This is a genomic window from Burkholderia sp. WSM2232, assembly GCF_000472545.1.
Classification (GTDB): Bacteria; Pseudomonadota; Gammaproteobacteria; order Burkholderiales; family Burkholderiaceae; genus Paraburkholderia.
The window spans coordinates 211,646-234,059 of record NZ_AWZV01000006.1 but is presented as its reverse complement, the minus strand read 5'-3'; the positions used below and the strand labels follow the sequence as shown (position 1 = coordinate 234,059).

The following is a 22,414-nucleotide window of genomic DNA, read 5'->3' as shown; positions in this document are numbered from 1 at the left end:
GTTACACGCCGAGCGTTTCGATGAGCGCCATCTCACGGCTCGTCATGAGCTTTTCGATGTCCATCAAAATCAGCATGCGGCCGTCGACGGTGCCGAGTCCCGTCAGATACTCGGTCGTCAGCGTTGCGCCGAATTCAGGCGCCGGCATGATCTGGTCGACGGCGAGCGTCAACACGTCGGACACGCCATCCACCACCATGCCGACCACGCGATGCGCGACGTTCAGGATGATCACGACGGTCTGGTGGTCGTACTCGACGCGGCCCAGGTGAAACTTGATGCGCATGTCGACGATCGGCACGATGATGCCGCGCAGATTGATCACGCCCTTGATGAAATCGGGCGCATTGGCGATGCGCGTCACGTTGTCGTAGCCGCGGATTTCCTGCACCTTGAGAATGTCGATGCCGTACTCTTCGGCACCGAGCGTGAAGACGAGGAATTCCTGACCGCCGGCGTCGGCCTGCTGCGCGTCGCGGCGACCATTCGTCGCGTTCGCGACGCTCGAATTGATGGATTGAACTTCTGCCACGTTAGCCCCCAAACGGTTGGGATAAATCAGGTTGAGTGAGTGTTGCTGCGAATGTCGCGGACATCATGCGAGGCTCATTGCGCCATGCGCGTTGCGCGACTCGCGGTTGAGCGCCGCCACGTCCACGATCAGCGCGACGCTGCCGTCGCCGAGAATGGTCGCGGCGGAAATGCCGTGCACCTTGCGGTAATTGGTTTCGAGGTTCTTCACGACGACCTGCTGCTGCCCCACCAGCTCGTCGATCAGCATCGCAAAGCGCCGCCCCTCGGTCTGCATGATGGTGACGATGCCCTGGGTCGGCTCCTGCTTCGCGTCTTCCACGTTGAATATTTCGTGCAACGCCACGAGCGGCAGGTATTCGCCGCGCACGCGCACCACGCGCTCACCGTTGGCGACCGTGTAGATGTCCTCGGCTTGCGGCTGCAGCGACTCCATCACGAAGTTCAGCGGCAGAATGAAGATCTCGTTGCCGACCTTGACGGACATGCCGTCGAGAATCGCCAGCGTGAGCGGCAGGATGATGCGCGTCGTGCTGCCCTTGCCGGCCTGCGACGTGATTTCGACGTGGCCGCCCATCGACTGGATGTTGCGCTTCACCACGTCCATGCCGACGCCGCGGCCCGACACGTCCGTGACCTGCTCCGCCGTCGAGAAGCCCGGCAGGAAGATGAGGTTCCAGACTTCGTCGTCGGTCATGCTTTCGCTGACCTGCATGCCCTGCTTCGCCGCCTTCGCGAGAATCTTGTCGCGGCGCAGGCCGGCGCCGTCGTCGCTCACTTCAATGACGATGTTGCCGCCATGATGTGCCGCCGAGAGAACCAGCTGGCCGGTCGCGTCCTTGCCTGCGGCGCGGCGCGCTTCCACGGTTTCGATGCCGTGGTCGAGACTGTTGCGCACGAGGTGGGTGAGCGGGTCGATGATCCGCTCAATCAGGCTCTTGTCGAGTTCGGTCGCCTGACCGAAGGTGACGAGTTCCACTTCCTTGCCGAGCTTCGCCGCGAGATCGCGCACGAGACGCGGGAAGCGGCTGAACACGTAATCCATCGGCATCATGCGAATCGACATGACGGCTTCCTGCAGATCGCGCGCGTTGCGCTCGAGCTGTGCCATGCCGTTGAAGAGCCGGTCGTGCAGCGCCGGGTCGAACGTGCTGGTGGTTTCCGCGAGCATCGCTTGCGTGATCACCAGTTCGCCGACGAGGTTGATCAGCTGATCGACCTTTTCGACGCCCACGCGAATCGAACTGCCCTCGGCGCCGGCCGCTGCTGCCGCGGGACGCGCGGCTTTGCGGTCGGAGTCGGCCGCTGCCGGTGCCGTCGCTGGCGCCGGGGCGGCTGCGGGCGCGGCCGCCGGTGCGGACGCGCTCGCCGCAGCGGGAGCCGCGGCCGCAACAGGGGCCGCGGCCTTCGCAGGCTCGGCGGCGCTCGGCGCCGGGGCGGCGGGCGCTTCGGTATGGGTGGCGGCCGAAGCCGCCGGTGCTGCTTGCGCCGGAGACGGGTGCTCAGCGTCGGGCGTTCCAGGTTCGCCTTGCTGAGCACCGTCCGCCGGTGCGGTTCCGCGGCTGATCGAGATCTGACTTTCGTCGATCACGAAACAGCACACGGCGATGATGTCGTCGGACGTGACATCGGTCTGAAGCCACAGCGTCAGGTCGCCGCCGCTCTTGACCTGCCCGACGATGTTGCCCAGGTTGCCCAGCTCTTCGGCAAGCAGTTCCTGGTCCTTCTCATCAACGCCCCGTAGCGTAATTTTCAGATGCGGGCCGGCGGCGTCATTCGCGTCGCCGGCTCCGTCGGCCGCGCCGGTCTGTGCCGGTTCGCCGTCATTCCATTCGCCCGCCGCCTGCACCGCCTGTTCGACGACGTGCTCCGGCGGACTGCCTTCTTCTACTGTTGCGAGTGCCTCGACCGGCACGCTCACTGCGGCCTGCGGTGCTTCGGCCGGTGCGGTCGCGGCCGGCGCGGCAGCGCCCCGGCTTTCCGCGTGCAACTGCTCGAGCTTCGCGCAGATCGCCTTCGCGACTGCTGCGTCGGGCTCGGCGCTCGCACGGTAGTCGGCGAGCTGGCCGGACAACACGTCCTTGGTTTCGAGGAACGTGTCGATCATGTCCTTGCGCAGCACGAGTTCGTTGTTGCGCGCACGGTCGAGCAGCGATTCTAGGATGTGCGTCGTCTCCGTCAGCGCGGTAAAGCCGAACGTGGCTGCGCCGCCCTTGATCGAATGCGCCGCGCGGAAAATCGCCGCGAGGTCTTCGGGGTCCGGATGCGCGACGTCCAGATTGAGCAGCAACTGCTCCATCTGCGCGAGCAGTTCGTCCGCTTCGTCGAAGAACGTCTGATAGAACTGAGTGATGTCGAGTGTCATGCCTGGGTCACCGCGAGAGTTCCTGTCTAGGCCTGGGCTACCTTGCCGCAGCGTCGAGAGCTTCTATAACTTGTCTGGGTTGATGCTTTATGCGTGATCTGGCTGGGCCAACGCCGCCACCAGTTCGGTCAGCAGATCGGGGTCGACCGGCTTTTCGATCCAGCCCGTCGCGCCTGCTTCGCGCGCCGCGGCCTTGAAGGGCTCGCCCGATTCCGTCGTCAGAACGAGGATGGGCGTCTCCCTGTAAGCCGGATTGCCGCGCAACTCGGCGATCAGATCGAGGCCGGTCTTGCCCGGCATGTGCTGATCGGTCAGCACCAGATCGAAGCGCACGGCGAGCGCGTTTTCGAGCCCTTCTGCGCCGTCCGCCGCGAGCGTCACCTCATAGCCGGCCGCCGTCAGCGTCGCGGAAAGAATCTGCCGCATCGATGCCGAATCGTCGATTGCCAGGATGTGCCTGATCATGAAAACCTCGTTGCGCTTGCGCTTTGTGCCGCCTGGCTGGCCGCGCCGCCGTGGCGCGGGGACGGCCGGGCGACCGCCTTCCTGTTACTGAGCCGCCGGCGTTGCCGCCGGTACCTTCGGCGCGGCCGTCACGGGCGGCGCCAGTCTTTGCAGCAGCGGCTTGGAGCCCGCTGCGTCGTCCGACAAGGTCGTCGTGGTCGAGTCGTCATGATTGAGCGCCTCCTCCGACTTCCTGTTCAGCACGATGATGCTGATGCGGCGGTTCTCCGGATCCAGCGGGTCCGCCTTGTTCAGGTTCTGCGTCGACGCGAGACCGAGCACGCGCATCACCTTTGCTTCGTCCATGCCCCCTGCAATCAGCTCGCGGCGCGACGCATTGGCGCGGTCCGCGGACAGTTCCCAGTTGCTGTAGCCCTTCTCGCCGCCCGCGTACTGCACGGCGTCGGTATGTCCCTGCACGATGATGCGGTTCGGCACGTCGTTCAGCGTGTGGCCGATCTCGCGCAGAATGTCGCGCATGTACGGCTCCACCTGGTCTTTCGCGGTCGCGAACATCGGCCGCTTCTGCGAGTCGACGATCTCGATGCGCAGGCCCGTCAGCGTCGAGTCGATGCGGATCTGCTGCTTGAACTGGCGCAGCACCGGATTCGCTTCGATCGCGGCCATCAGCTTCACCTGCAGATCGTGCAGGCGGATCTGCTCGCGACGCTCCAGTTCGCCCTGCAACTGCTTCATCGAATCTTCGTTGCTGTGCGAGACGGTGCGCTCGGCGCGATTGTTCGAACCGTCCGTGGAACGCGTCACGCCCTGCGCGTCGGTCGAGATGTCGCGGCCGCCGCCTTTCAGAATGCTCGAGTCTTCCGCGCTGCGGTCGCCGCCCCACAGCGTGATCTTCAACGGCTGGTTGAAGTACTCCGCAATGCCCTTTAACTGCACCGTAGACGCCGAACTCAGCAGCCACATCAGCAGGAAGAACGCCATCATCGCGGTCATGAAGTCCGCGTACGCGAGCTTCCACGCGCCGCCGTGGTGGCCGGACTTCTTCGGTGCGGAGCGCTTGACGACAATCGCGCGGTCTTTGTCCTTGCTCATCGGTTCGGTCCCGGCGCCCTTACTTGGCCTTCACGCGCCGCACGTGCTCTTCGAGCTCGGCGAACGACGGACGCTCGGTCGAGAACAGCACCTTGCGGCCGAACTCGACGGCGATCGCCGGTGCGTACCCATTCAGGCTCGCGAGAATCGTCACCTTGATGCACTGGAACATCTTGGTGGATTCGGTCACGCGCTGTTCGGCGACGCTCGCGAGCGGCCCGATGAGGCCGTACGAAAGCAGAATGCCGAGGAAGGTGCCGACCAGCGCCTGCGCGATCATTTCGCCAAGCACCGCCGGCGGCTTGTCGGCGGACGCCATGGTGTGCACCACGCCCATCACCGCGGCCACGATACCGAACGCCGGCATCGCGTCGCCGACCTTGGTGAGCGCATGCGCGGGCGCTTCGCCTTCCTGGTGATGCGTTTCGATCTCTTCGTCCATCAGGCTTTCGATCTCGAACGCGTTCATGTTGCCGCCCACCATCAGCCGCAGGTAATCGGTCAGAAACTCGATGATGTGGTGATCGGCGAGAATCTTCGGATATTGCGTGAAGATCGGGCTCTTCGACGGGTCGTCGATGTCCGCCTCCAGCGTCAGCGTGCCTTCCTTGCGCGCCTTGGCGAGCAGGACGTAGAGGAGCGCCATCAGCTCCATATACACGTCCTTGTTGTACTTCGCGCCCTTGAACAGGGTCGGAATGACGCGCAGCGTTGCCTTGATCGTCTTCATCCCGTTGCCGAGGATGAACGCGCCGACGCCTGCGCCGACGATCATCAGCACTTCAACGGGCTGCAACAGCGCGCCGAGATGGCCGCCTTCCAGCGCGTAACCGCCGAAAACGGACAAAAGCGTCACGAGTGTTCCCACGAAAATCAGCACTGCCGAGCCCTCACAAAGATGCGACGGTGACCGTCGTTAAACTGGTTTACGGCAACGCACCAGAAAACTTTGGTGGAAAAGCGGCGGCGCTCGCAGGTGTAAACCAGAGGCGCGGAGAGGCGGCGAGGAAGCGGCTGCGTGCGGCGCGGCGGCCCGGTGAGCGGCACGCAAAGGCCCGCCGGATGGGCTCCCGGATGGGCCCGGGCGCAGGCCGCCGCGCGGTGCCGGCAGCGGTAACCGCGGCAACCGCGGCGCCCGAGGCTAGGCAGGAAGCGCGAGCAGTCGCTCGCGCGCGCGGGCGTCGGCGACTTTCTTTGTCTTACCGGCGCGCGAGGGCGGTTGGCACAGACCGCACACAAAACCATGCTTCGGGTCGTGAGCGTGTGCGACAAAATGCCCGCCGCAGCGGCAGCAGGGCGTGATCTGCAGCATCCCCGAGTCGAAGAAGCGCACCAGCGTCCAGGCGCGCGTGAGGCTGAGCACGGGTTCGTCGTCGTGTAACTGGACGTGCTCGAGGTAGAGCCGGTAGCTCTTCACGATCGACTGGATGGTCGCGCAGCGGCCGTGGTCGGCCATGAAACGGTAGATGTTGTAGAACAGCGACGAGTGAAAGTTCGGCTGCCAGGTCATGAACCAGTCGGTCGAAAACGGCAGCATGCCCTTGGGTGGCGACACCCCTTTCAGTTCCTTGTACAGCTTGATGAGCCGGTCGCGCGACAGGCTGGTTTCCGCTTCGAGCAACTGCAGACGCGCGCCGAGTTCGATCAGTTCGATGGCCAGGGTGATTTCCTTGACTTCGAGCACCACACTTTTATATGCCATCCTGCTTAGGTCCCCGTCCCGATTGCCTTGCCCAGGCTGCCAGGCGTCATCAGCCGAGTTGCTCAACCGGCTGGCTGGCCATCAGGATCGCGGAATGCGCTTGGGCGACGGCGCTGGACTTGCCCTTGTCCGCGAGCGCGGAGAGCACGGCGTGGTCGTCGAAACGGAAACGGCACAACACCTGATTGGACGCCGCGAGCTTGACGGTCTGCGCCAACGAGAGGTTGGCGAGCACATCGGCTAGCTGGTCCGAAATCCCCATGCGAAACATGCCCATCGGCTTGTCTTCGCGCAGCAGGCGCTGCGCGAGCAGGAGATAAGACAGGTTGACTTCTCTGATCTCAGTGAGCATTTCGCTTGTCGCGCTCATGATTCCCCCGGGGTGTATCTGGCTGGTCAGGCCGTTGCGGAAACGTTTGCTCGAACGCGCGCACTTAAACCGCACGAATCGGCTCGTCTCTAGTCTTGCGAGCATTGTCTCGAAAGGGGGAGGGAAACAAAATCGGACAGACACCCAACGTGCTTGACGGATTCATCCGTCATTCATGTAGGTCTTTTTCCTACATTGCTGGGTTTGGGAGAGGAAAATCGGCTAGCGCAGGACGCGCGCTGTAGTTGACTATGCACGCCGCATGACAAACCGCACGCGGGTGTACTAAACGGTGAGTTTTGATGCCGCGTAGCTCGCACCGTGCGAAGGTGAGCGGAATTATATGTCGTTTTCACCGCCGCGTAATATTTCGTGTTGGAGGGCTGGCTCGGCGCTTGCTATAAGGGAGCGCGACATTTTGCGCCGCGCTCCCGGAGCGGGCGTAAAAAGGCGTGAAAAGCAGGCGGGGCGGCCGGTGACGCGTGTAACGCCCCATGTTTCGCGCTGTAACAACATTAAGCGTTTGAAAAATAACTCGAATCGGCGCGCCCGATCCCGATAATGAAGCTAAGGGATAACCCGATGCAGGTTCGGTGCACCCCCGGGCGGCGGCTCACCGCGCCCAACCGTCCGTCAGGCATTCGCTCCCCGCTCTACCCGAGCGCTGCTGTGCGAAGCCGGTATCCAGAAAGGAGAAACGCATGCGAATCGCACAAATTGCGCCGTTGTATGAAGCAGTCCCGCCGAAACTATACGGTGGCACCGAACGTGTCGTGTCCTACCTGACCGAAGCACTGGTCGCCGAAGGCCATGACGTCACGCTGTTTGCGAGCGGCGACTCGGTGACATCCGCAAAGCTCGACGCGTGCTGGCCTCGTGCGCTGCGGCTCGACCCCACGATTCGCGACGCGCTGGCTCCGCACGTCCTGATGATGGAGAAGGTGCGGCGGGTCGCGCACGAATTCGACGTGCTGCACTTTCACCTCGACTACATGCCGTTCCCGCTGTTCTCGACGATGGACACGCCGTTCGTGACCACGCTGCATGGCCGCCTCGACCTGCCGGAGCTGCAGCCCGTGTTCGATGCGTTCCCGGGCGCGCCCGTCATCTCGATTTCGGACTCGCAGCGTGTGCCGCTGCCGCAGGCGAACTTCCTGAACACGATCTACCACGGTCTGCCGGAGCAGCTGCTTACGCCTCAGGCGCACAAAAAGCCCGAGTACCTCGCGTTCCTCGGCCGCATTTGCCCCGAAAAGCGCGCGGACACCGCGATCAAGATTGCTGCGCAAAGTGGTTTGCCGCTCAAGATCGCCGCGAAGGTGGACAAGGCCGACCAGGACTATTTCAAACGCGAGATCGAGCCGTTGCTGTCGCAGGCGCACGTGGAGTTCGTCGGCGAAATCAATGAGGCGCAAAAGCCCGAGTTTCTGTCGGGGGCCAAGGCGCTGCTGTTCCCGATCGATTGGTCGGAGCCGTTCGGCCTCGTGATGATCGAGTCGATGGCGTGCGGCACGCCGGTGATTGCCTTTAACCGCGGCTCGGTGCCGGAAGTGATCGACCACGGCGTGACCGGCTACATTGTCGAGGACGTGCAGGGTGCCGTGGCTGCGCTGCAACGTCTGGACGAGCTGTCGCGCACGGAAATCCGGGCCCAGTTCGAGCGCCGCTTCAGCGCGAGGACGATGGCGCGCAACTACGTGGACGCCTACTCGGCGCTTATCGAGGCCACGCGCCGGCCGATTCTTCGCCAGGTCGCGGTGGGTTGACGAGCGCAAGCGCCGCAGCTTTTATGCGTGCGGCGCTGTGAACCGCTCGGCGACTAGTTGAGATACGCGCTGATTCGTCGCATGCGCTTTCCACTTGATGCACCTGACCGGACATTTTTTCCACGTGAATCGTTTGCGCGAACAGTAACTCCGACTAATCGCGCTCCTTTTACAGAAAAAGCCGCCTTGCAGAGGCGGCTTTTTAATGCCGGCTTGGATGCGCTTGCTTGTCCGATTTGCACAGTCGAGTAACGCGGGCGCCCGATCGTCCTTCAATTCGCTTTCGCGCTGCCCGGCAACCGTTCAGCTTGCGCCAATCAGAAACCGTTCACGGTTCTTGCCGACGATCCACTTGGGCGGTTTGCCGCGGCCGCTCCACGTATTACCCGTTTTCGGGTCCTGGTATTTAGCCGGCAGCGGCGCCTTCTTGGGCGGACGGCCCCGCTTGGCGGCCACTGCAAAGCCGAGGTCCTGGGCAGTCAGGCCGTATTCGGCGATTTTTTGGCGGATGTCGGCTACTACATTGTCGATTTCCGTGCGGCGGGCTTCTTCTGCTTGTGCCTGCAATTTGGCGATCTGCGCCTTGAGGTCTGCATATTGAGACATTCCGGTTCTCCCCTTTAGAACTCATTCGACTCGCAGACTAACTGCAATTATAAAAATTCGCAATGGATAAGAATACGGATTTAGGAAGGTATCTTCTGATAATTATTAAACATGGCTGAATTGCAAAACGGCTTTATCCTGGAATAAACGGTAAAGCCGGCCAGCATTGACAATTCTTGACACTCGATTGGCGCCTCTTTCCCTAGAATTGATGCTTACGTGCCCGCGCCCGCTCCGGCCGCGAGCAGGCTCCGTGCTTTCAAAGCATCAACTATTTTAGGATTACCAATCATGCAGTTGTCAAAGCGCCTTGCTGCCGAGTTGTTCGGCACTTTCTGGCTCGTGCTGGGGGGCTGCGGCAGCGCGGTTCTCGCCGCCAACTTTGCCGGCCCGGTGCACGGTCTGGGCATTGGCTTCGTCGGCGTGTCGCTCGCTTTCGGTCTCACCGTGCTGACCATGGCTTATGCAATCGGCCACATCTCAGGCTGTCATCTGAACCCGGCTGTGAGCGTCGGCCTGACGGTGGCCGGACGCTTTCCCGCTCGCGATCTGCTGCCGTACATCGTTGCACAGGTGATCGGCGCGGTGCTGGGCGCCGCGGTGCTGGCGCTGATCGCGTCGGGCAAGCCCGGCTTCGAACTGGTCGCGAGCGGCTTTGCCAGCAACGGTTACGGCGAGCGCTCGCCGGGTCATTACTCGCTCGTCGCGGCGTTCGCCTGCGAGGTCGTTATGACCGGCTTCTTCCTGTTTGTCATTCTTGGCGCGACAGACAAGCGTGCGCCGGCCGGTTTCGCGCCTATCGCCATTGGCCTGTGCCTGACGCTGATTCACCTGGTTTCCATTCCGGTCACCAATACCTCGGTGAACCCCGCGCGCTCCACCGGTCCGGCGCTGTTCGTCGGCGGTGCTGCGGTGGACCAGTTGTGGCTCTTCTGGGTCGCGCCGATCGTCGGTGCCGTGATTGCAGGCGTGCTGTATCCGCTGATTGCGGAGAGCCGCGGCGGCAGCACGCAGAATCTGGCGCTCGACTGATTCTGGCTGGTCGGTTGTAGTAGTAAGCAAGCGGGCGCTGCGGCGCCCGCTTTGTCTTTTGCGCGGACCATGCGCCGGTGCGGTACGGGTTGGGGCGCTTGAGTTGGGGGCGCTACGGCTCCAAAGCTTAACGCTCCGGACCGGGCAGCCGTCAGGCCATCAGCTCGTCGTCGATTGAAAACAGCTTACGCAAGTGGTGGGCGACGCCCGCTTCGAAGTTGTTGCCGATGCGCGGCACATCGGGCAGCCGTGTCATGAGCTCAGGGTTGGCGTTGTTCATCATGAACGGATGACCGGCGGTCTCGAGCAGATCGATATCGTTCATGTTGTCGCCGAACGCCACGCAGTGCCCGGCGTCCACGCCCACGCGCTCAAGCACGATCTGCAACGCGCGCCCCTTCGACACATTGGACGTCATCACCTCCAGACAATCTGGCAGCGAGTAGGTCACGTAGAGCGCGTCGCCGAACTCCTGAGCCAGCTTCGCCGCCACCGGCGCGAGATCCGCCGGGTCACCGATGTAAAGCACCTTGGCAATGTCCACGCCGTCATGAGCGAGCAGCTCGGTCACCTCGTAGGTGAAGCCCGAATCCTGGTGATACTTGAGCAGATGCGGCGCGTCGCGGTCGATCAGCCAGGCGTCGTCGGCAAACAGGTTGACGATCACGCGACCATGCGCGCCGGCAATTTCCGGCTGCACGAGGCGCTGCACGACGGCGGGCGGCAGGTCGTCCGCATGGATCACGGTGTTGTCGGGCGCATGGATGCGAGCGCCATTCGACGTGATCAGATACGGCTTGATGCCGAGAATGTCGCGAATAGCGGCGACGTCGCAAAAATGCCGGCCCGTGGCAATCACGAACTGCACGCCGTCACTTTCGAGCTTGCGCACGGTCGCGACCGTGAACGGGTCGACCTGGTGGTCGGCATTGAGCAGCGTGCCGTCAAGATCGGTGGCGATGACTTTGTACATAGCGAGATGGCGGGCGAGTCGGAGGCCGTATTTTACCGTCGATGGCAGGACTCGCTTGGGCGCTTCGCGCTGGGGGCGTTCTGCATAGTGCGGTGTGCCGGCGTGTGCTTGCCGAATTTTAGCGCTCGGGATGCGCTGGCCGATGGGCTTGGGGCTTGGGGCTTGGGGCTTTAGGCTTCCGCTTTGGGCCTTTCGCTTTCGGCTTTTAAAAGGCCCTGCCCGAGATCCGCGCGGCTTCGCGTTGCGCCAACTGCAAAGCGCCGTGCGCGGAATCCGCCAGCGGCTCGCGCAAGCGCTGCTGATACGCTTGCGGCACGAACTCGCGCAATGGCGCGGCGAGACCGCCGCACAATGCCACAGGCAGCGTCGCCGAGGGATCGAGCGCCGCAATCATCCTCCCTATTTCAAGCCCCGCCTCGCCGAGCAGCCGCGCGGCAAACGGATGCGCGCGATGCGCAATCACGATCTTCGCCAGGCTCGCGTACGCCGTTTGATTGGCCTCGCACAGCCACACGACGAGCCCGTCCCGATCTCGCGCGCCGACGTGCGCGAGGAGCGCCTGCGCGAAGTCGTCGTTGGGGCCGCGCCCGTCGAGCGCATGCTGCGCATGGACAATGGCTCGCAGGCCGAGCCAGGCTCCACTCGCTTCGTCACCCGACGGAAAGCCGTAGCCGCTGACAGTTCTGCAGTCTCCGTCATCGCGCTCTGCCGCGGCCGCGATGCTGCCTGTACCGAGCGCGACGATCACACCATATGCCCCGCCGTGCGCGCCGAGCAGCGTCGTGTACGCGTCGCTTTCCACGGCGAGCCCGGCGACCGAGGGCGCCTGCGCGCGAAACGCCGACAGCCAGTCGCGATTATTCACGCCCGCGAGACCGCAACCGAGCACGCAGCGCGACCAGTCGAACGTGGCGCCGACGCGCCCGAATGCATCCGCACAGCCCGCCGCGATGGCCTGCCACGCGCGCTCGACGCCGAGCCCCAGGCCCGACGGCCCGCTATTAGCCTGTGCCAGTTCGCGCCCCTGCGCGTCGGCAAGCACGATTCGCGTGCCAGTGCCGCCGCCGTCGACGCCGATCAGAAAGAGGTCCGTGTTCATGGATCGAAATGCGTTTCGTGGGAAATGTGCACAGCGTGGCAGGTCCTTTGCGCTCGCGCAATTGGCCGAATGGCCAGCTTGCGGGCCGCGCGCGTTCCGCTATGCTGGCGAGCGACATCACAACGGGGAGCGCTGAAGTGACACAGCGATGCAACTGGGTATCGAGCGATGCGCTCGCACAGTATCACGACACCGAATGGGGCGTGCCGTCCCGCGACGACCAGCATCTGTTTGAAATGCTGGTGCTCGAAGGCGCGCAAGCGGGCCTGTCGTGGTCGACCATTCTGAACAAACGCGCCGGCTACCGGCGCGCGTTCGACAATTTCGACATCGACAAGGTCGCGCGCTTCACGCCGAAACGTGTCGAGACCCTCGTTGCGGACGAAAGCATCGTGCGCCATCGCGGCAAGATAGAAGCGGCCGTCACCAATGCGCGTGCCGTGCAGCAGATTCAGGCGGAACATGGCTCGTTTGCCAACTTCGTCTGGTCTTTCGTCGACAACACGCCGATCCAGAACGAGTGGGCGTCGTACAAGGAGGCCCCGGCGGCAACTGAAGTGTCGGATGCGCTGAGCAAGGCGCTCAAACGCTACGGCTGTAAGTTTGTCGGCTCGACCATCTGCTATGCGTTCATGCAGGCGGTCGGTATGGTCAACGATCACGAGACAACCTGCATGTGCCGGGCGCGCTGCGCGGCTCTTGGCAAGAAACCGCGTACACGCAAAGCCGGCGGAGCCGGTCAGCCGATAGGCCAGTAAGTCGGCGGGTCGGTGAGTCAGCAGTCGGTGAGTCAACAGTCGGTGAGTCGGTAGTCGGTAGTCGGTAGTCTGTGAGTCGGTAGTCGGTGAGTCGGTGGGCCAGGGAGTCGGTGAGTCGGTAGACCAGTGAGTCGGTAAGCCAGCGAGCCGGTTGACTCGAGTCGTCAAACCGGTCCCGATACGGTTCGAGGCCGCCGACGAGCTCCCGTTCGCCCGCCGGCTCGCCGCGCGTCATCGCAAAACGGCTATCGGGTAAAGCCCTGCTGCGCTTATCGTCGTTGCCGGCCGTTATACAGATCAAGAGCGCTCATCGGCCAATCCGGACGTCAGTGCGTCCGCAGCGGCCACGCTGCGCGACCCGTGCCGCAGGCTCGGTGCAAATCCCGGAATTAAGGGCGTTTCGCCATGCTAGTCGGCATTTCGCCAGCGAACGCAGGCGCGATACTGGGATCAGGCGCTCTACAACGAGTAACGACCGCGTGGCATAGCGAGACCATCATGAAAACTCTCACCTTCCTCACCCATCAGGCCATTTTCGACCAGGCTGTCAGCCATCTTTTCGGCCAGAAGCGCGCCGCGCTTCTGCCCCGCGGAGGCGGCGCTTACCGCGGCTACTGCGGCGGCTGTCCGGTCGGCAATTTCATCAAGCTGCGCGACTACATGACGGCCATGGAAGGCGTACCGGTGCGCTATGTGGGCAAGACGCCCGTCGCGGCGCCCGCATACATGGACGCCGGCATCGCCGCGCTGCGCAAGGCGCTGCTGCGTTCGCGCATCAATGTGTACGATCAGGCCACCGTCGATCTGCTCAGCTGCCTGCAAAACGTGCATGACGTGTTCGGCACATGGGAATGGAACGAGCGCCTGAGCTCGATTGCACGCCAATTCGGCCTGTCGGCGGATTTGTTGAAAAGCGCGGCTTGACGATAGCCTGGAGCGCGGCATCGCCCGCGCCAACCTGGCAGGGGATTTTTGCACTCACACAGGCGAAATTCCGCCTACATTGGGGCAATCTGCATCCATAAAGCAAAACGGCGATGTGGCTTCTTTCGAAGCTCACACCGCCGTTCGGCTGGTGCTGAAAAAGCGTGCTTAGTGCAGCTTCTTCGGCAGCATCTGGCTACGCAGGCGCTTGTGCAGGCGCTTCACAGCAGCAGCCTTCTTGCGCTTACGTGCCGTGGTCGGCTTTTCGTACGATTGGCGCTCACGCAGTTCTGCGATCAGGCCGTTCTTTTCGATTGCGCGACGAAAGCGGCGGATCGCCACTTCGAACGGCTCGTTTTCCTTCAGAAGAATCGTCGTCATGTAATTCCTAACTCAATCACTTGATACGGGTTAATTTGCGTGGCGGAAGCCGCTCACGCGCCGGCCCTCCGGTCGTTTCGATTCATGGCCAGTAACAGGCAAACGCGGGAAGAACCCGGCCAAACCACGAATGAAACGAGAGGCAAAGCGGCCACGGAGGCCGGAAAAGAGAGGTGGGGAGCTCACCGCGGAACGCGGACAGACGTATTGCAAAGCCGCGCCTGCTGCCGTTTCGCCAACCTTTCATCAACAAAAAACAGATGACGAAACAGGCAAAGATCTCAATTCACTCCCGATGATATCAGGAAACTCTCCATCCTACCAGGGGTTTAGGGTTTGCGCCAGGCCGTCCCCGGGGTGCACAGCCGCTCCCGTGGTCCAGTTCGCGGAGCTCCGCGGCCTCCGCGTTAAATAGACGGCGGCCACGTGGGCTCTCCATCTGTCGTAGCGACATGGCGCTCGCAATCGTCGCCGTCACGCTCGGCCGTACGATGGGAGGCGCCTCAGCGACGCTCCCGGGCGTGCTGGAACGCCGCGCGGCCGCTCTGCCGAGCGCAGGCTGGATTGTAAGGCCGCGCTTGTCCAGATTACTTCTGAACCCGCGTGCGCGGGGCCCGCATACAAGACTTTCCTTCGAACGGACTCAACGCAAAAACCCCGCTCGCGCGCCCCTACACTACACGACCACGCCTCGCTGGCGGGCGAGCGCGAGCGGCTCGAGACCGGCCTCGTATCCGGGCCAGTCGTTCAGGTTGTACTCCGGCCGCAACAACGGGTAGCGGACAGGCCATGCCGACGCGGCACCCCGGCCCGAATACACGCCTGCGGTGTCGATGAAGCCGGGGCCGGCCTCGACAACGCCATCCACCAGCGAAACCAAGTCACTTCGACAGCGGTCCAGCCGAATACATCTGCGCCGAACATTAGCGGCGCGACTTGCAATTCGCAGTGCCCAATGCACCGGCTTTTGCATGACTTCTTCCCACTTTATCTGAAGAGAAAAAGCGAATACGCGGCCTTTTCATATCGCGCGGCGAGCCTGCCCGCCGGCCGCAAACGCTTGTGCGGCGGGGCCTTCGGGCGCTGTCGGGCGAGCCCGACGGCCCCTCGCGATAGAAAGTCCCTCAAGTTTTTTTTAGGGCCGCCGTCAACCTTCACTGAGGCGGCCAGCAATGAACGAAGCTTCCGCCGATGCCAATGTGGCGTATTGGGCTCAGGCTTATTTAGGAGATTTTCCATGCTCGGAATCAATAGCAATATCAACTCGCTGGTTGCACAGCAGAACCTCAACGGCTCGCAAAGCGCCCTGTCGCAAGCAATCACCCGTCTGTCGTCGGGCAAGCGCATCAACAGCGCGGCTGACGATGCAGCAGGTCTCGCAATCTCGACCCGTATGCAAACCCAGATCAACGGTCTGGGCCAGGGCGTGTCGAACGCGAACGACGGCGTGTCGCTGATTCAGACGGCGTCGAGCGCGCTGTCCTCGCTGACTTCCAGCCTGCAACGTATCCGTACTCTGGCTGTGCAAGCTTCGACCGGCACGATGTCGTCGTCGGACCAGGCAGCACTGCAGAAAGAAGTTGCGCAGCAAATCCAGGAAGTGAACCGTATCGCGTCGCAAACGACGTACAACGGCACCAACATTCTGGACGGCTCCGCAGGTATCGTCGGCTTCCAGGTTGGCGCGAACGTCGGTCAGACGATCAACCTCGACCTGTCGAAGAGCATGTCCGCAGCCGGCCTCGGCAGCGGTTCGCTGGCAACCGGCCAACTGGCTGGCACGATCAGCGGTCTGGACATCGACGCATCGACCGGTGCAGCAGCAACGGCCGGCGCAACGGGCGCAACGATCACCTCGATCAACGTCCTGTCCGACGGTCACGGCGGCTTCACGTTCACCGACCAGAACGGTTCGTCGATCGGCGCAACGGTTGCTGGCTCGATCTTCTCGACGGGTACGTCGACGGGCGCAACGACGACTTCGCCGATCACCACGCTGACGATGTCGACGGGTGCATACGACACGACGAATGCAGCACTGTCGACGTCGATCACCAACGCAACGGCACAGATCGGTGCGGTCAACGCGTCCAACACCACCGTGTCGAGCCTGGACATCAGCACGGTCAGCGGCGCGAACGTGGCAATGATCGCAATCGACAACGCCCTGACCGCCGTGAGCAACCTGCAGGCAAGTCTCGGTGCAGCACAGAACCGTTTCAGCGCGATTGCAACGTCGCAGCAAGCTGAAGCAACCGACCTGTCGTCGGCACAATCGCAGATCACCGACGCGAACTTCGCGCAGGAAACTGCTAACCTCTCGAAGGCTCAAGTGCTGCAACAAGCTGGTATCTCGGTTCTGGCGCAAGCCAACTCGCAGCCGCAGCAAGTTCTGAAGCTGCTCCAGTAATAGCTTCTGAAGTTTGACCGGACCTCGCGCGTCACCGCGCGTTGTCCGGTTTTTAGTCTTTTGATGGAAGGCTCGCCTTCCATCCTGCATTTCTGTCACGCCAATCACGCATTAAAACGGACGCACGGAGCATTTCCATGTCAACGATTACGAGTTCATCGGCGGCGAGCGCAGCATCGGCAACGATTGCAGCCGACAACGCAGCACTGCAGCAGGCCATGCAATCGGTCATCAGCGGCGCGACCGGCAACACTTCGCTCGATGTCAACTCGCTCGTCACGGCTCTCGTGAATTCGAAAACCGCTGGTCAGGTTGCCGCACTGGCAGCCAAGCAAAGCGGCGACAACACCCAGATTTCAGCATTCGGCACGCTTTCGGCCGCGCTTGGCGCGCTGGAAACGGGCCTTACCTCATTGTCGAACGGCGGGCTGCAGTCCACGTTCACGGCCACCCTGACCGGTGGCACCGGCATTACCGCGACGGCCGCCGCAGGCGCCGTTGCAGGCAGCTACAGCGTCTCGGTCTCGCAGGTTGCGACGGCGCAGGCGCTTACTTCTTCGAGTTTCACCGCGAGCCAGGCGCTCGGCTCCGGGACGTTGGGTATTTCGCTCGGCAGCAAGTCGTTCAACGTATCGATCAGCAGCAGCAACAACACGCTCGCCGGCATTGCCGCCGCGATCAACGGCGCGACCGGCAATCCGGGCGTTACCGCAACGGTCGTCAACGGCACCGACGGCGCGCACCTCGTGCTCGCCTCTTCGGCGACCGGCGCGGCCAGCACCATCAGCGTCGCGGTCAGCAATCTGAGCGGCGACAACGGCCTGTCGAACCTCGGCGTGACGTCCACGGCGAGCACCACGGGCGGCCAGTCGACAATTGCATCGGCGAACAGCAGCAGCGCATGGACGCAGAGCACGGTGGCGCAGGACGCGGCATTCACGGTCAACGGCATCGCGGCAACCAGTTCGACCAATGCCGTGACCAGCGCGATCGCCGGTGTCACATTGAACCTGACATCGGCGGCGGTAACCACTCCGGCCTCCACGCAAACGCTGACCGTCGCAACGGACACGACGACTCAGGCGAACACGATCAACAACTTCGTTTCGCTGTACAACACGGTCGTGACCACAATGGGCACGCTTTCCAAGTACACCTCGGGCGCGACGACGCAAGGGCCGCTGCTCGGCGATTCCACGCTCAACACGATCAAGAATTCGCTCGCCTCCATCATCGCGGGCGGCACGAAGAGCGGCAGCACGACGGCGAGCCTCGGCTCCATCGGCATCTCCTTGCAGGCCGACGGCACGTTGCAGGTGGACAGCACGGCGCTCAACAAGGCACTGACCACCGACCCGGCAACCGTCTCGTCATTGTTCAATTCGACGAACGGCATCGGCAAGAAGCTTAGTGACAGCATCACCAATTTCACGCAGACGGGCGGCATGATCGACGCGCGAACCAGCGCGCTGAACGCCGACCTGAAGAGCATCACGACACAGCAGACGAGCCTGAACGATTACATTGCGCAGTTGACGAGCCAGTACTCCGCGCAGTTCACGGCGCTCAACACGTTGATGGCCACGACGTCGAACAACTCGGCTTACCTGACGCAGCTCTTTGGCGGCACGAACAGCGCCGGCGCGCTCGCGACCAACAAGTAAGGACACGGAGAATCGCATGGAGCAATCTGCCCTGATCGAGAAAGTGCTCGCGCTGACCGACGAAATCGAGCACGCGGCCGCGCTGGCCGACTGGCCCGAAGCCGCGCGGCTTGCAGAGATCCGTTCGCCGCTCATCATGTCGCTCGGCGCTCAGGACGTGCAGGCCTCAGCCGATGCAATCCGCTCGATCATCGCGCGCAACGCCGCGATTTTCGCCGACGCGCAAACCACGCAAGTGGAACTGGAGGCCGAATACACCGCCGCGATGCGCCGCGTAAGCGCCGCCAACCAGTATCAGAAGGCCGCGCAACTGTGAGCCGGTGAGCGGCGCGCACGCCGTAGCAGTCTAACCAACAACAACTGCGCACTCGAACGAGGGTGCGCTCGTTTCACTCTCGCCCGCCTCGCGCGGGCGCTTCTTTTTGTGCCGCCCGGCTGTCTGCGTAATCAGGTGAATTGGTGGTCATTTTGGCGTCACTTCCACCCTTCAGGCCGCGAATTCCGACTTGATAATCCAACGTACAGCTTCCTCGTGCGAGCATCATGTCCATCCAATTCGACTTCTCGGCTTCCCAGCCTCTTTCCCCTGAACAGCAGCGCGCTCAGGACATCGCTCTCGTCATGCAGAGCGCCATCGAGCAATATCACCAGGGTGAAATCGACGACGCGCGCGCGCTCTTCGAAGCCGTCATCGAGGCGGTGCCGGAGCATCCGGATGCGAACTACAACCTCGGCGTGATCAAGGTCCAGACGGACCTCCCCGCCGAGGCCGTGCCGCACTTCGAAGTCGCGCTCGGCATCCGGCCGCAGAACGGTCAATACTGGGTCGCGTATATCAACGCGCTGTTCCAGAGCGAGCAGGTGGCAGCCGGCTGGCTGGCGGTCGAAATGGCGCAGCAACAGGGCGTCAACGGTCCCGCGCTCAACGGCCTGATCACGCAGCTCGCCTATCCGGACCGCAAACTCGAGACCACGCAGAACGCGAGCCCGACGACGCCGGGCAATATCAAGCTGATCGTCAGCGAAACGACGGACGACGCGCCCCAACCGGAGGCCGCGGCACAGACAGCCGACGCGCCGCAGCAGCCGCAGCAAGCGGCACCCGTGCCGCTGAAGACAACCAAGCACCGTCAGGCCGACAAAGGCGAGCTGCACAAGCACAACATGCTGGTGCACAAGGGCCAGCTCGCGGAGGCGGTCGCGGTGGCGCGCAAGCTGGTTGCCCGCTATCCGAAAGACAGCGAATGCTGGCGCGCGCTCTCCATTTCGTTGCACAAGAACAGCCAGTTCCGCGAGGTGATTCCGGCCGCGCGCAAGGCGATCGAGCTCGATTCGAACGACGTGATCTGCCGCCTGCTGCTCTCGGACACGCTGCGCCACACCGGCGCGTTGGCCGAAGCCGAAACCCAGGCGCGCGAGCTGCTCGCCATCGTGCCCGAGCATGCGGAGGCGCACCGTATTCTCGGCGTCACGCTGATCGCGCTCGGCAAGCGAGCAGAAGCCATTGCATCGTGCCAGCGCGCAGCCGACCTGGCGCCGCGCTCGGCCGCCGTGCATAGCTCGCTCGGCACACTGTATCTCGGCATCGGCGCAATGGATCTGGCGGAAAAAGCGTTGCGCCTCTCGCTGGAACTCGAACCGACCAACAGCAACGCGCGCAGCAACCTGCTGTTCTGCCTGACGCACAACAGCACGATCGACAAAGCAGCGCTCTTCAAGGAGCACTGCGTGTTCGGCGAGATTCACGACGTGCCCGCGGCAAGCAACCGCCGCTACCCGAACAAGCGCAATCCGGATCGCAAGCTGCGCATCGGCTTTGTTTCCGGCGACTTCTGCAATCACGCGGTGGCGTACTACTTCCTGCCGATCGTGCAGCATCTGTACCGCGATCCGAACCTGACGCTGCATTTCTATTACACGTTCGGCCTGCAGGATCACATGACCGCGCAATTGCGCGAGTGCGCGCACGTGTGGAACGCGGTCGCCGACATGAGCGACGCGGCGCTGGTGAAGAAAATCCGCGACGACAACATCGACATCGTGGTCGATCTGTCCGGACACACCGCGCATACGCGAATCGTCGCGCTGGCTCAAAAGCCCGCGCCGGTGCAGGCATCGTGGATCGGTTATCCGGGCACCACCGGCATGGCGGCCTTCGACTACTACATCGCCGACCGCTTCGTCGCGCCTATCGACGAGTTCACGGAGCAGTTCACCGAAAAGCTGGCCCTGCTGCCCTCGTCGACAGCCTACATGCCGCCGCCGAATTGCCCGCCGGTCAACGGTCTGCCCGCCTTGCACAAGGGCTACATCACGTATGGCAGCTTTAACCGGCTGAACAAGCTGAGCCCCGAAGTGATCGCGCTGTGGAGCACGATTTTGCGTGCGCAGCCGACCTCGCGAATGGTGATCGGCGCCATCGGCAGCAAGCTCGACGAAGAGACGTATCTCGAGTGGTTCAGAAACGAGGGTATCGACACGTCGCGTCTCACGTTCTGCCCGCGCACGACCTTGCCGGTCTACATGCAACAGCATCATCACGTGGACCTGTGCCTCGATACGTTCCCATACGTCGGGTCAACGACGACCCTCAACGCGCTGTGGATGGGCGTGCCGACAATAACGATGCCCGGCATTTCCATGCCGAGCCGCTGCGGCGCCGGCTGGCTGGAACAGGTCGGCCTGCATGAGTTCGTCGCCCGCGACAAGGACGAGTTCGTGAAAAAGAGTATCGAGCTCACGCGCGATCTCGATGCACTGAGCGCGCTGCGCATCGGCATGCGCGAACGGTGTCTGGGCTCCGTGCCGTTCCATCCGGAGAAAGTGGCGGGCGGCCTGTCGATTGCGCTGCGCACGATGTGGCAGCGCTGGTGCGCGGACGAAACGCCGACTCCATTCGAAGCGACCCTGCCCGCGGACTGGTGCCCGCCGCCCGCGCCCGAAGCAAAGCCTGCAGCAAAGGCCACCGCCGAAGCTGAAGCCAGGCCCGAAGTCAAAACAGCGGCCTGACCAACTCGTGCGGGCATTGTCCTCAATAAAGCGAAGACACGATTATGAATGCGAGCCTACCGGCGCAAGCGCTCTCGGCGCTGACTCAGGAAACGATCTACGTTACGCAGCCGCACCTGCCGCCGCTTGACGACTTCATCCCGTATCTGCGGGAAATCTGGGACCGTAAGATCCTGACCAACGGCGGGCCGTTCCACCAGCGCCTCGAAAAGGCGCTCGAGGAATACCTCGGCGTCGATCACCTCGCGCTGCTGTCCAACGGCACGCTGGCGCTCGTCACCGCATTGCAGGCCCTGCGCATTACAGGCGAAGTGATCACGACGCCGTACTCGTTTGTCGCGACCGGGCACTCGCTGTTGTGGAACGGCATCAAGCCGGTGTTCGTCGACGTCGATCCGGTCACGCTCAACATGGACCCCGCGAAAATCGAAGCGGCGATCACGCCGCAGACCACCGCGATCCTGCCGGTGCATTGCTACGGTTATCCGTGCGACATCGACGCGATCCAGAAGATCGCCGACAACTACAACCTGAAAGTGATCTACGACGCCGCGCATGCGTTTGCCGTGAAGACGGGCGGCAAGAGCGTGCTGCGCCACGGCGATCTCTCGGTGCTGAGCTTCCACGCCACGAAAGTGTTCAACACGTTCGAAGGCGGCGCGATCATCTGCCCGGACGCGAAAACCAAGCAACGCGTCGATCACCTGAAGAACTTCGGCATCGTCGACGAAACCACGGTGGTGGCGCCTGGCATCAACGGCAAGATGAGCGAGATCAACGCGGCGTTCGGCCTGCTGCAACTGGAACATATCGACGAAGCGCTCGCGCGCCGCCGCGAAATTTCCGCGCGCTATTGCTCGCTGCTCGCCGACGTGAAGGGCATTCACTGCCTGCCCGCGTGCGAGGACAACGTCTCGAATCACGCGTACTTTCCAGTGCTCGTCGGCGACGATTACCCGCTTAGCCGCGACGCGCTGTATGAGCGGTTCCGCGAAAACAACGTAATCGTGCGGCGCTATTTCTATCCGCTGATTTCAGACTTCCCGATGTACCGCGGCCTGCCGACTGCGCACCGCGCGAATCTGCCGATTGCCTCGGACGCCGCGCAACGCGTGCTGTGCCTGCCGATTTTCCCGAATCTCACCGACGCGCAGATGGACCGGATTCTCGACATCATCACGTCCTGCTGACGAAGCCTGGCGCGCGCACGGCGATACGAGCCGGCGCGCGCCGGACCGGCTCGACTGCGACGCAGCGCTCACTTCGC

Annotated in this window: 21 protein-coding genes; 9 read left to right on the top strand and 12 right to left on the bottom strand. The window is 62.9% G+C overall.

Going from position 1 to position 22,414, the window contains the following annotated elements; translation table 11 throughout:
- Position 1: 1 nt before the first annotated feature.
- The 7 genes from F757_RS0106355 to flhD all read right to left on the bottom strand — a co-directional run bounded on the left by F757_RS0106355 (position 2) and on the right by flhD (position 6,525).
- Entirely contained in the window at positions 2-532 is a 531-nt protein-coding gene (locus tag F757_RS0106355) for a chemotaxis protein CheW (protein ID WP_013340863.1), read from the bottom strand.
- A gap of 63 nt (positions 533-595) precedes the next feature.
- A complete protein-coding gene (gene cheA / locus F757_RS0106350) occupies positions 596-2,896 on the bottom strand; it encodes a chemotaxis protein CheA (RefSeq protein ID WP_027210677.1) in 2,301 nt (766 codons plus the stop codon).
- Positions 2,897-2,983: 87 nt separating this feature from the next.
- A complete protein-coding gene (locus F757_RS0106345) occupies positions 2,984-3,361 on the bottom strand; it encodes a response regulator (RefSeq protein WP_027210676.1) in 378 nt (125 codons plus the stop codon).
- An 84-nt stretch (positions 3,362-3,445) separates the two neighbouring features.
- The gene (gene motB, locus F757_RS0106340; protein ID WP_027210675.1) at positions 3,446-4,453 is read right to left on the bottom strand and encodes a flagellar motor protein MotB; all 1,008 of its coding nucleotides are present in this window, start codon (positions 4,451-4,453) and stop codon (positions 3,446-3,448) included.
- Positions 4,454-4,472: 19 nt separating this feature from the next.
- A complete protein-coding gene (gene motA / locus F757_RS0106335; RefSeq protein WP_013340867.1) occupies positions 4,473-5,333 on the bottom strand; it encodes a flagellar motor stator protein MotA in 861 nt (286 codons plus the stop codon).
- 261 nt (positions 5,334-5,594) lie between these two features.
- Entirely contained in the window at positions 5,595-6,155 is a 561-nt protein-coding gene (gene flhC, locus F757_RS0106330) for a flagellar transcriptional regulator FlhC (RefSeq protein WP_027210674.1), read from the bottom strand.
- Positions 6,156-6,204: 49 nt separating this feature from the next.
- Positions 6,205-6,525: a flagellar transcriptional regulator FlhD gene (gene flhD / locus F757_RS0106325; protein ID WP_013340869.1), complete on the bottom strand. Its 321-nt coding sequence runs from the start codon at positions 6,523-6,525 to the stop codon at positions 6,205-6,207.
- 701 nt (positions 6,526-7,226) lie between these two features.
- Between flhD and F757_RS0106320 the strand changes: the two genes are divergently transcribed.
- Positions 7,227-8,291 (top strand): glycosyltransferase family 4 protein, encoded by a 1,065-nt coding sequence (locus tag F757_RS0106320; protein WP_027210673.1) that lies wholly within the window; start codon positions 7,227-7,229, stop codon positions 8,289-8,291.
- A 303-nt stretch (positions 8,292-8,594) separates the two neighbouring features.
- Here the strand turns inward: F757_RS0106320 and F757_RS0106315 are convergent, their stop codons facing one another.
- A complete protein-coding gene (locus tag F757_RS0106315) occupies positions 8,595-8,897 on the bottom strand; it encodes an H-NS histone family protein (protein ID WP_013340871.1) in 303 nt (100 codons plus the stop codon).
- Between the two features lie 291 nt (positions 8,898-9,188).
- Between F757_RS0106315 and aqpZ the strand changes: the two genes are divergently transcribed.
- Positions 9,189-9,929 carry an aquaporin Z gene (aqpZ, locus tag F757_RS0106310; protein ID WP_027210672.1) on the top strand — a complete coding sequence of 247 codons (741 nt, stop codon included), beginning with the start codon at positions 9,189-9,191 and terminating at the stop codon, positions 9,927-9,929.
- A gap of 151 nt (positions 9,930-10,080) precedes the next feature.
- On the opposite strand, the gene F757_RS0106305 is transcribed toward aqpZ, so the two are convergent.
- Together F757_RS0106305 and F757_RS0106300 are read right to left on the bottom strand one after the other, a co-directional pair.
- Entirely contained in the window at positions 10,081-10,902 is an 822-nt protein-coding gene (locus tag F757_RS0106305; protein ID WP_027210671.1) for a Cof-type HAD-IIB family hydrolase, read from the bottom strand.
- A gap of 205 nt (positions 10,903-11,107) precedes the next feature.
- Entirely contained in the window at positions 11,108-12,001 is an 894-nt protein-coding gene (locus F757_RS0106300) for a BadF/BadG/BcrA/BcrD ATPase family protein (RefSeq protein ID WP_027210670.1), read from the bottom strand.
- A gap of 101 nt (positions 12,002-12,102) precedes the next feature.
- Between F757_RS0106300 and F757_RS0106295 the strand changes: the two genes are divergently transcribed.
- Both F757_RS0106295 and F757_RS0106290 read left to right on the top strand, forming a co-directional pair.
- A complete protein-coding gene (locus F757_RS0106295; protein WP_051376693.1) occupies positions 12,103-12,759 on the top strand; it encodes a DNA-3-methyladenine glycosylase I in 657 nt (218 codons plus the stop codon).
- 498 nt (positions 12,760-13,257) lie between these two features.
- A complete protein-coding gene (locus tag F757_RS0106290) occupies positions 13,258-13,683 on the top strand; it encodes a hypothetical protein (protein ID WP_027210668.1) in 426 nt (141 codons plus the stop codon).
- A gap of 168 nt (positions 13,684-13,851) precedes the next feature.
- Here the strand turns inward: F757_RS0106290 and rpsU are convergent, their stop codons facing one another.
- Complete coding sequence (gene rpsU, locus F757_RS0106285; protein ID WP_006050883.1) at positions 13,852-14,064, bottom strand: 30S ribosomal protein S21; 213 nt, start codon at positions 14,062-14,064, stop codon at positions 13,852-13,854.
- Positions 14,065-14,740: 676 nt separating this feature from the next.
- Positions 14,741-14,932 carry a hypothetical protein gene (locus tag F757_RS35670; protein ID WP_156923524.1) on the bottom strand — a complete coding sequence of 64 codons (192 nt, stop codon included), beginning with the start codon at positions 14,930-14,932 and terminating at the stop codon, positions 14,741-14,743.
- A gap of 369 nt (positions 14,933-15,301) precedes the next feature.
- Between F757_RS35670 and F757_RS0106275 the strand changes: the two genes are divergently transcribed.
- The 5 genes from F757_RS0106275 to F757_RS0106255 all read left to right on the top strand — a co-directional run bounded on the left by F757_RS0106275 (position 15,302) and on the right by F757_RS0106255 (position 22,337).
- Positions 15,302-16,474, top strand: coding sequence for a flagellin (locus F757_RS0106275; RefSeq protein ID WP_027210666.1), 1,173 nt, complete (start codon positions 15,302-15,304; stop codon positions 16,472-16,474).
- A 137-nt stretch (positions 16,475-16,611) separates the two neighbouring features.
- Positions 16,612-18,138, top strand: coding sequence for a flagellar filament capping protein FliD (gene fliD / locus F757_RS0106270; RefSeq protein ID WP_027210665.1), 1,527 nt, complete (start codon positions 16,612-16,614; stop codon positions 18,136-18,138).
- Positions 18,139-18,154: 16 nt separating this feature from the next.
- Positions 18,155-18,454 (top strand): flagellar protein FliT, encoded by a 300-nt coding sequence (gene fliT / locus F757_RS0106265; protein ID WP_027210664.1) that lies wholly within the window; start codon positions 18,155-18,157, stop codon positions 18,452-18,454.
- A gap of 227 nt (positions 18,455-18,681) precedes the next feature.
- A complete protein-coding gene (locus tag F757_RS0106260; RefSeq protein ID WP_027210663.1) occupies positions 18,682-21,147 on the top strand; it encodes a tetratricopeptide repeat protein in 2,466 nt (821 codons plus the stop codon).
- Between the two features lie 44 nt (positions 21,148-21,191).
- Positions 21,192-22,337 (top strand): DegT/DnrJ/EryC1/StrS family aminotransferase, encoded by a 1,146-nt coding sequence (locus F757_RS0106255; RefSeq protein WP_027210662.1) that lies wholly within the window; start codon positions 21,192-21,194, stop codon positions 22,335-22,337.
- The last annotated feature ends 77 nt before the right edge of the window (positions 22,338-22,414 follow it).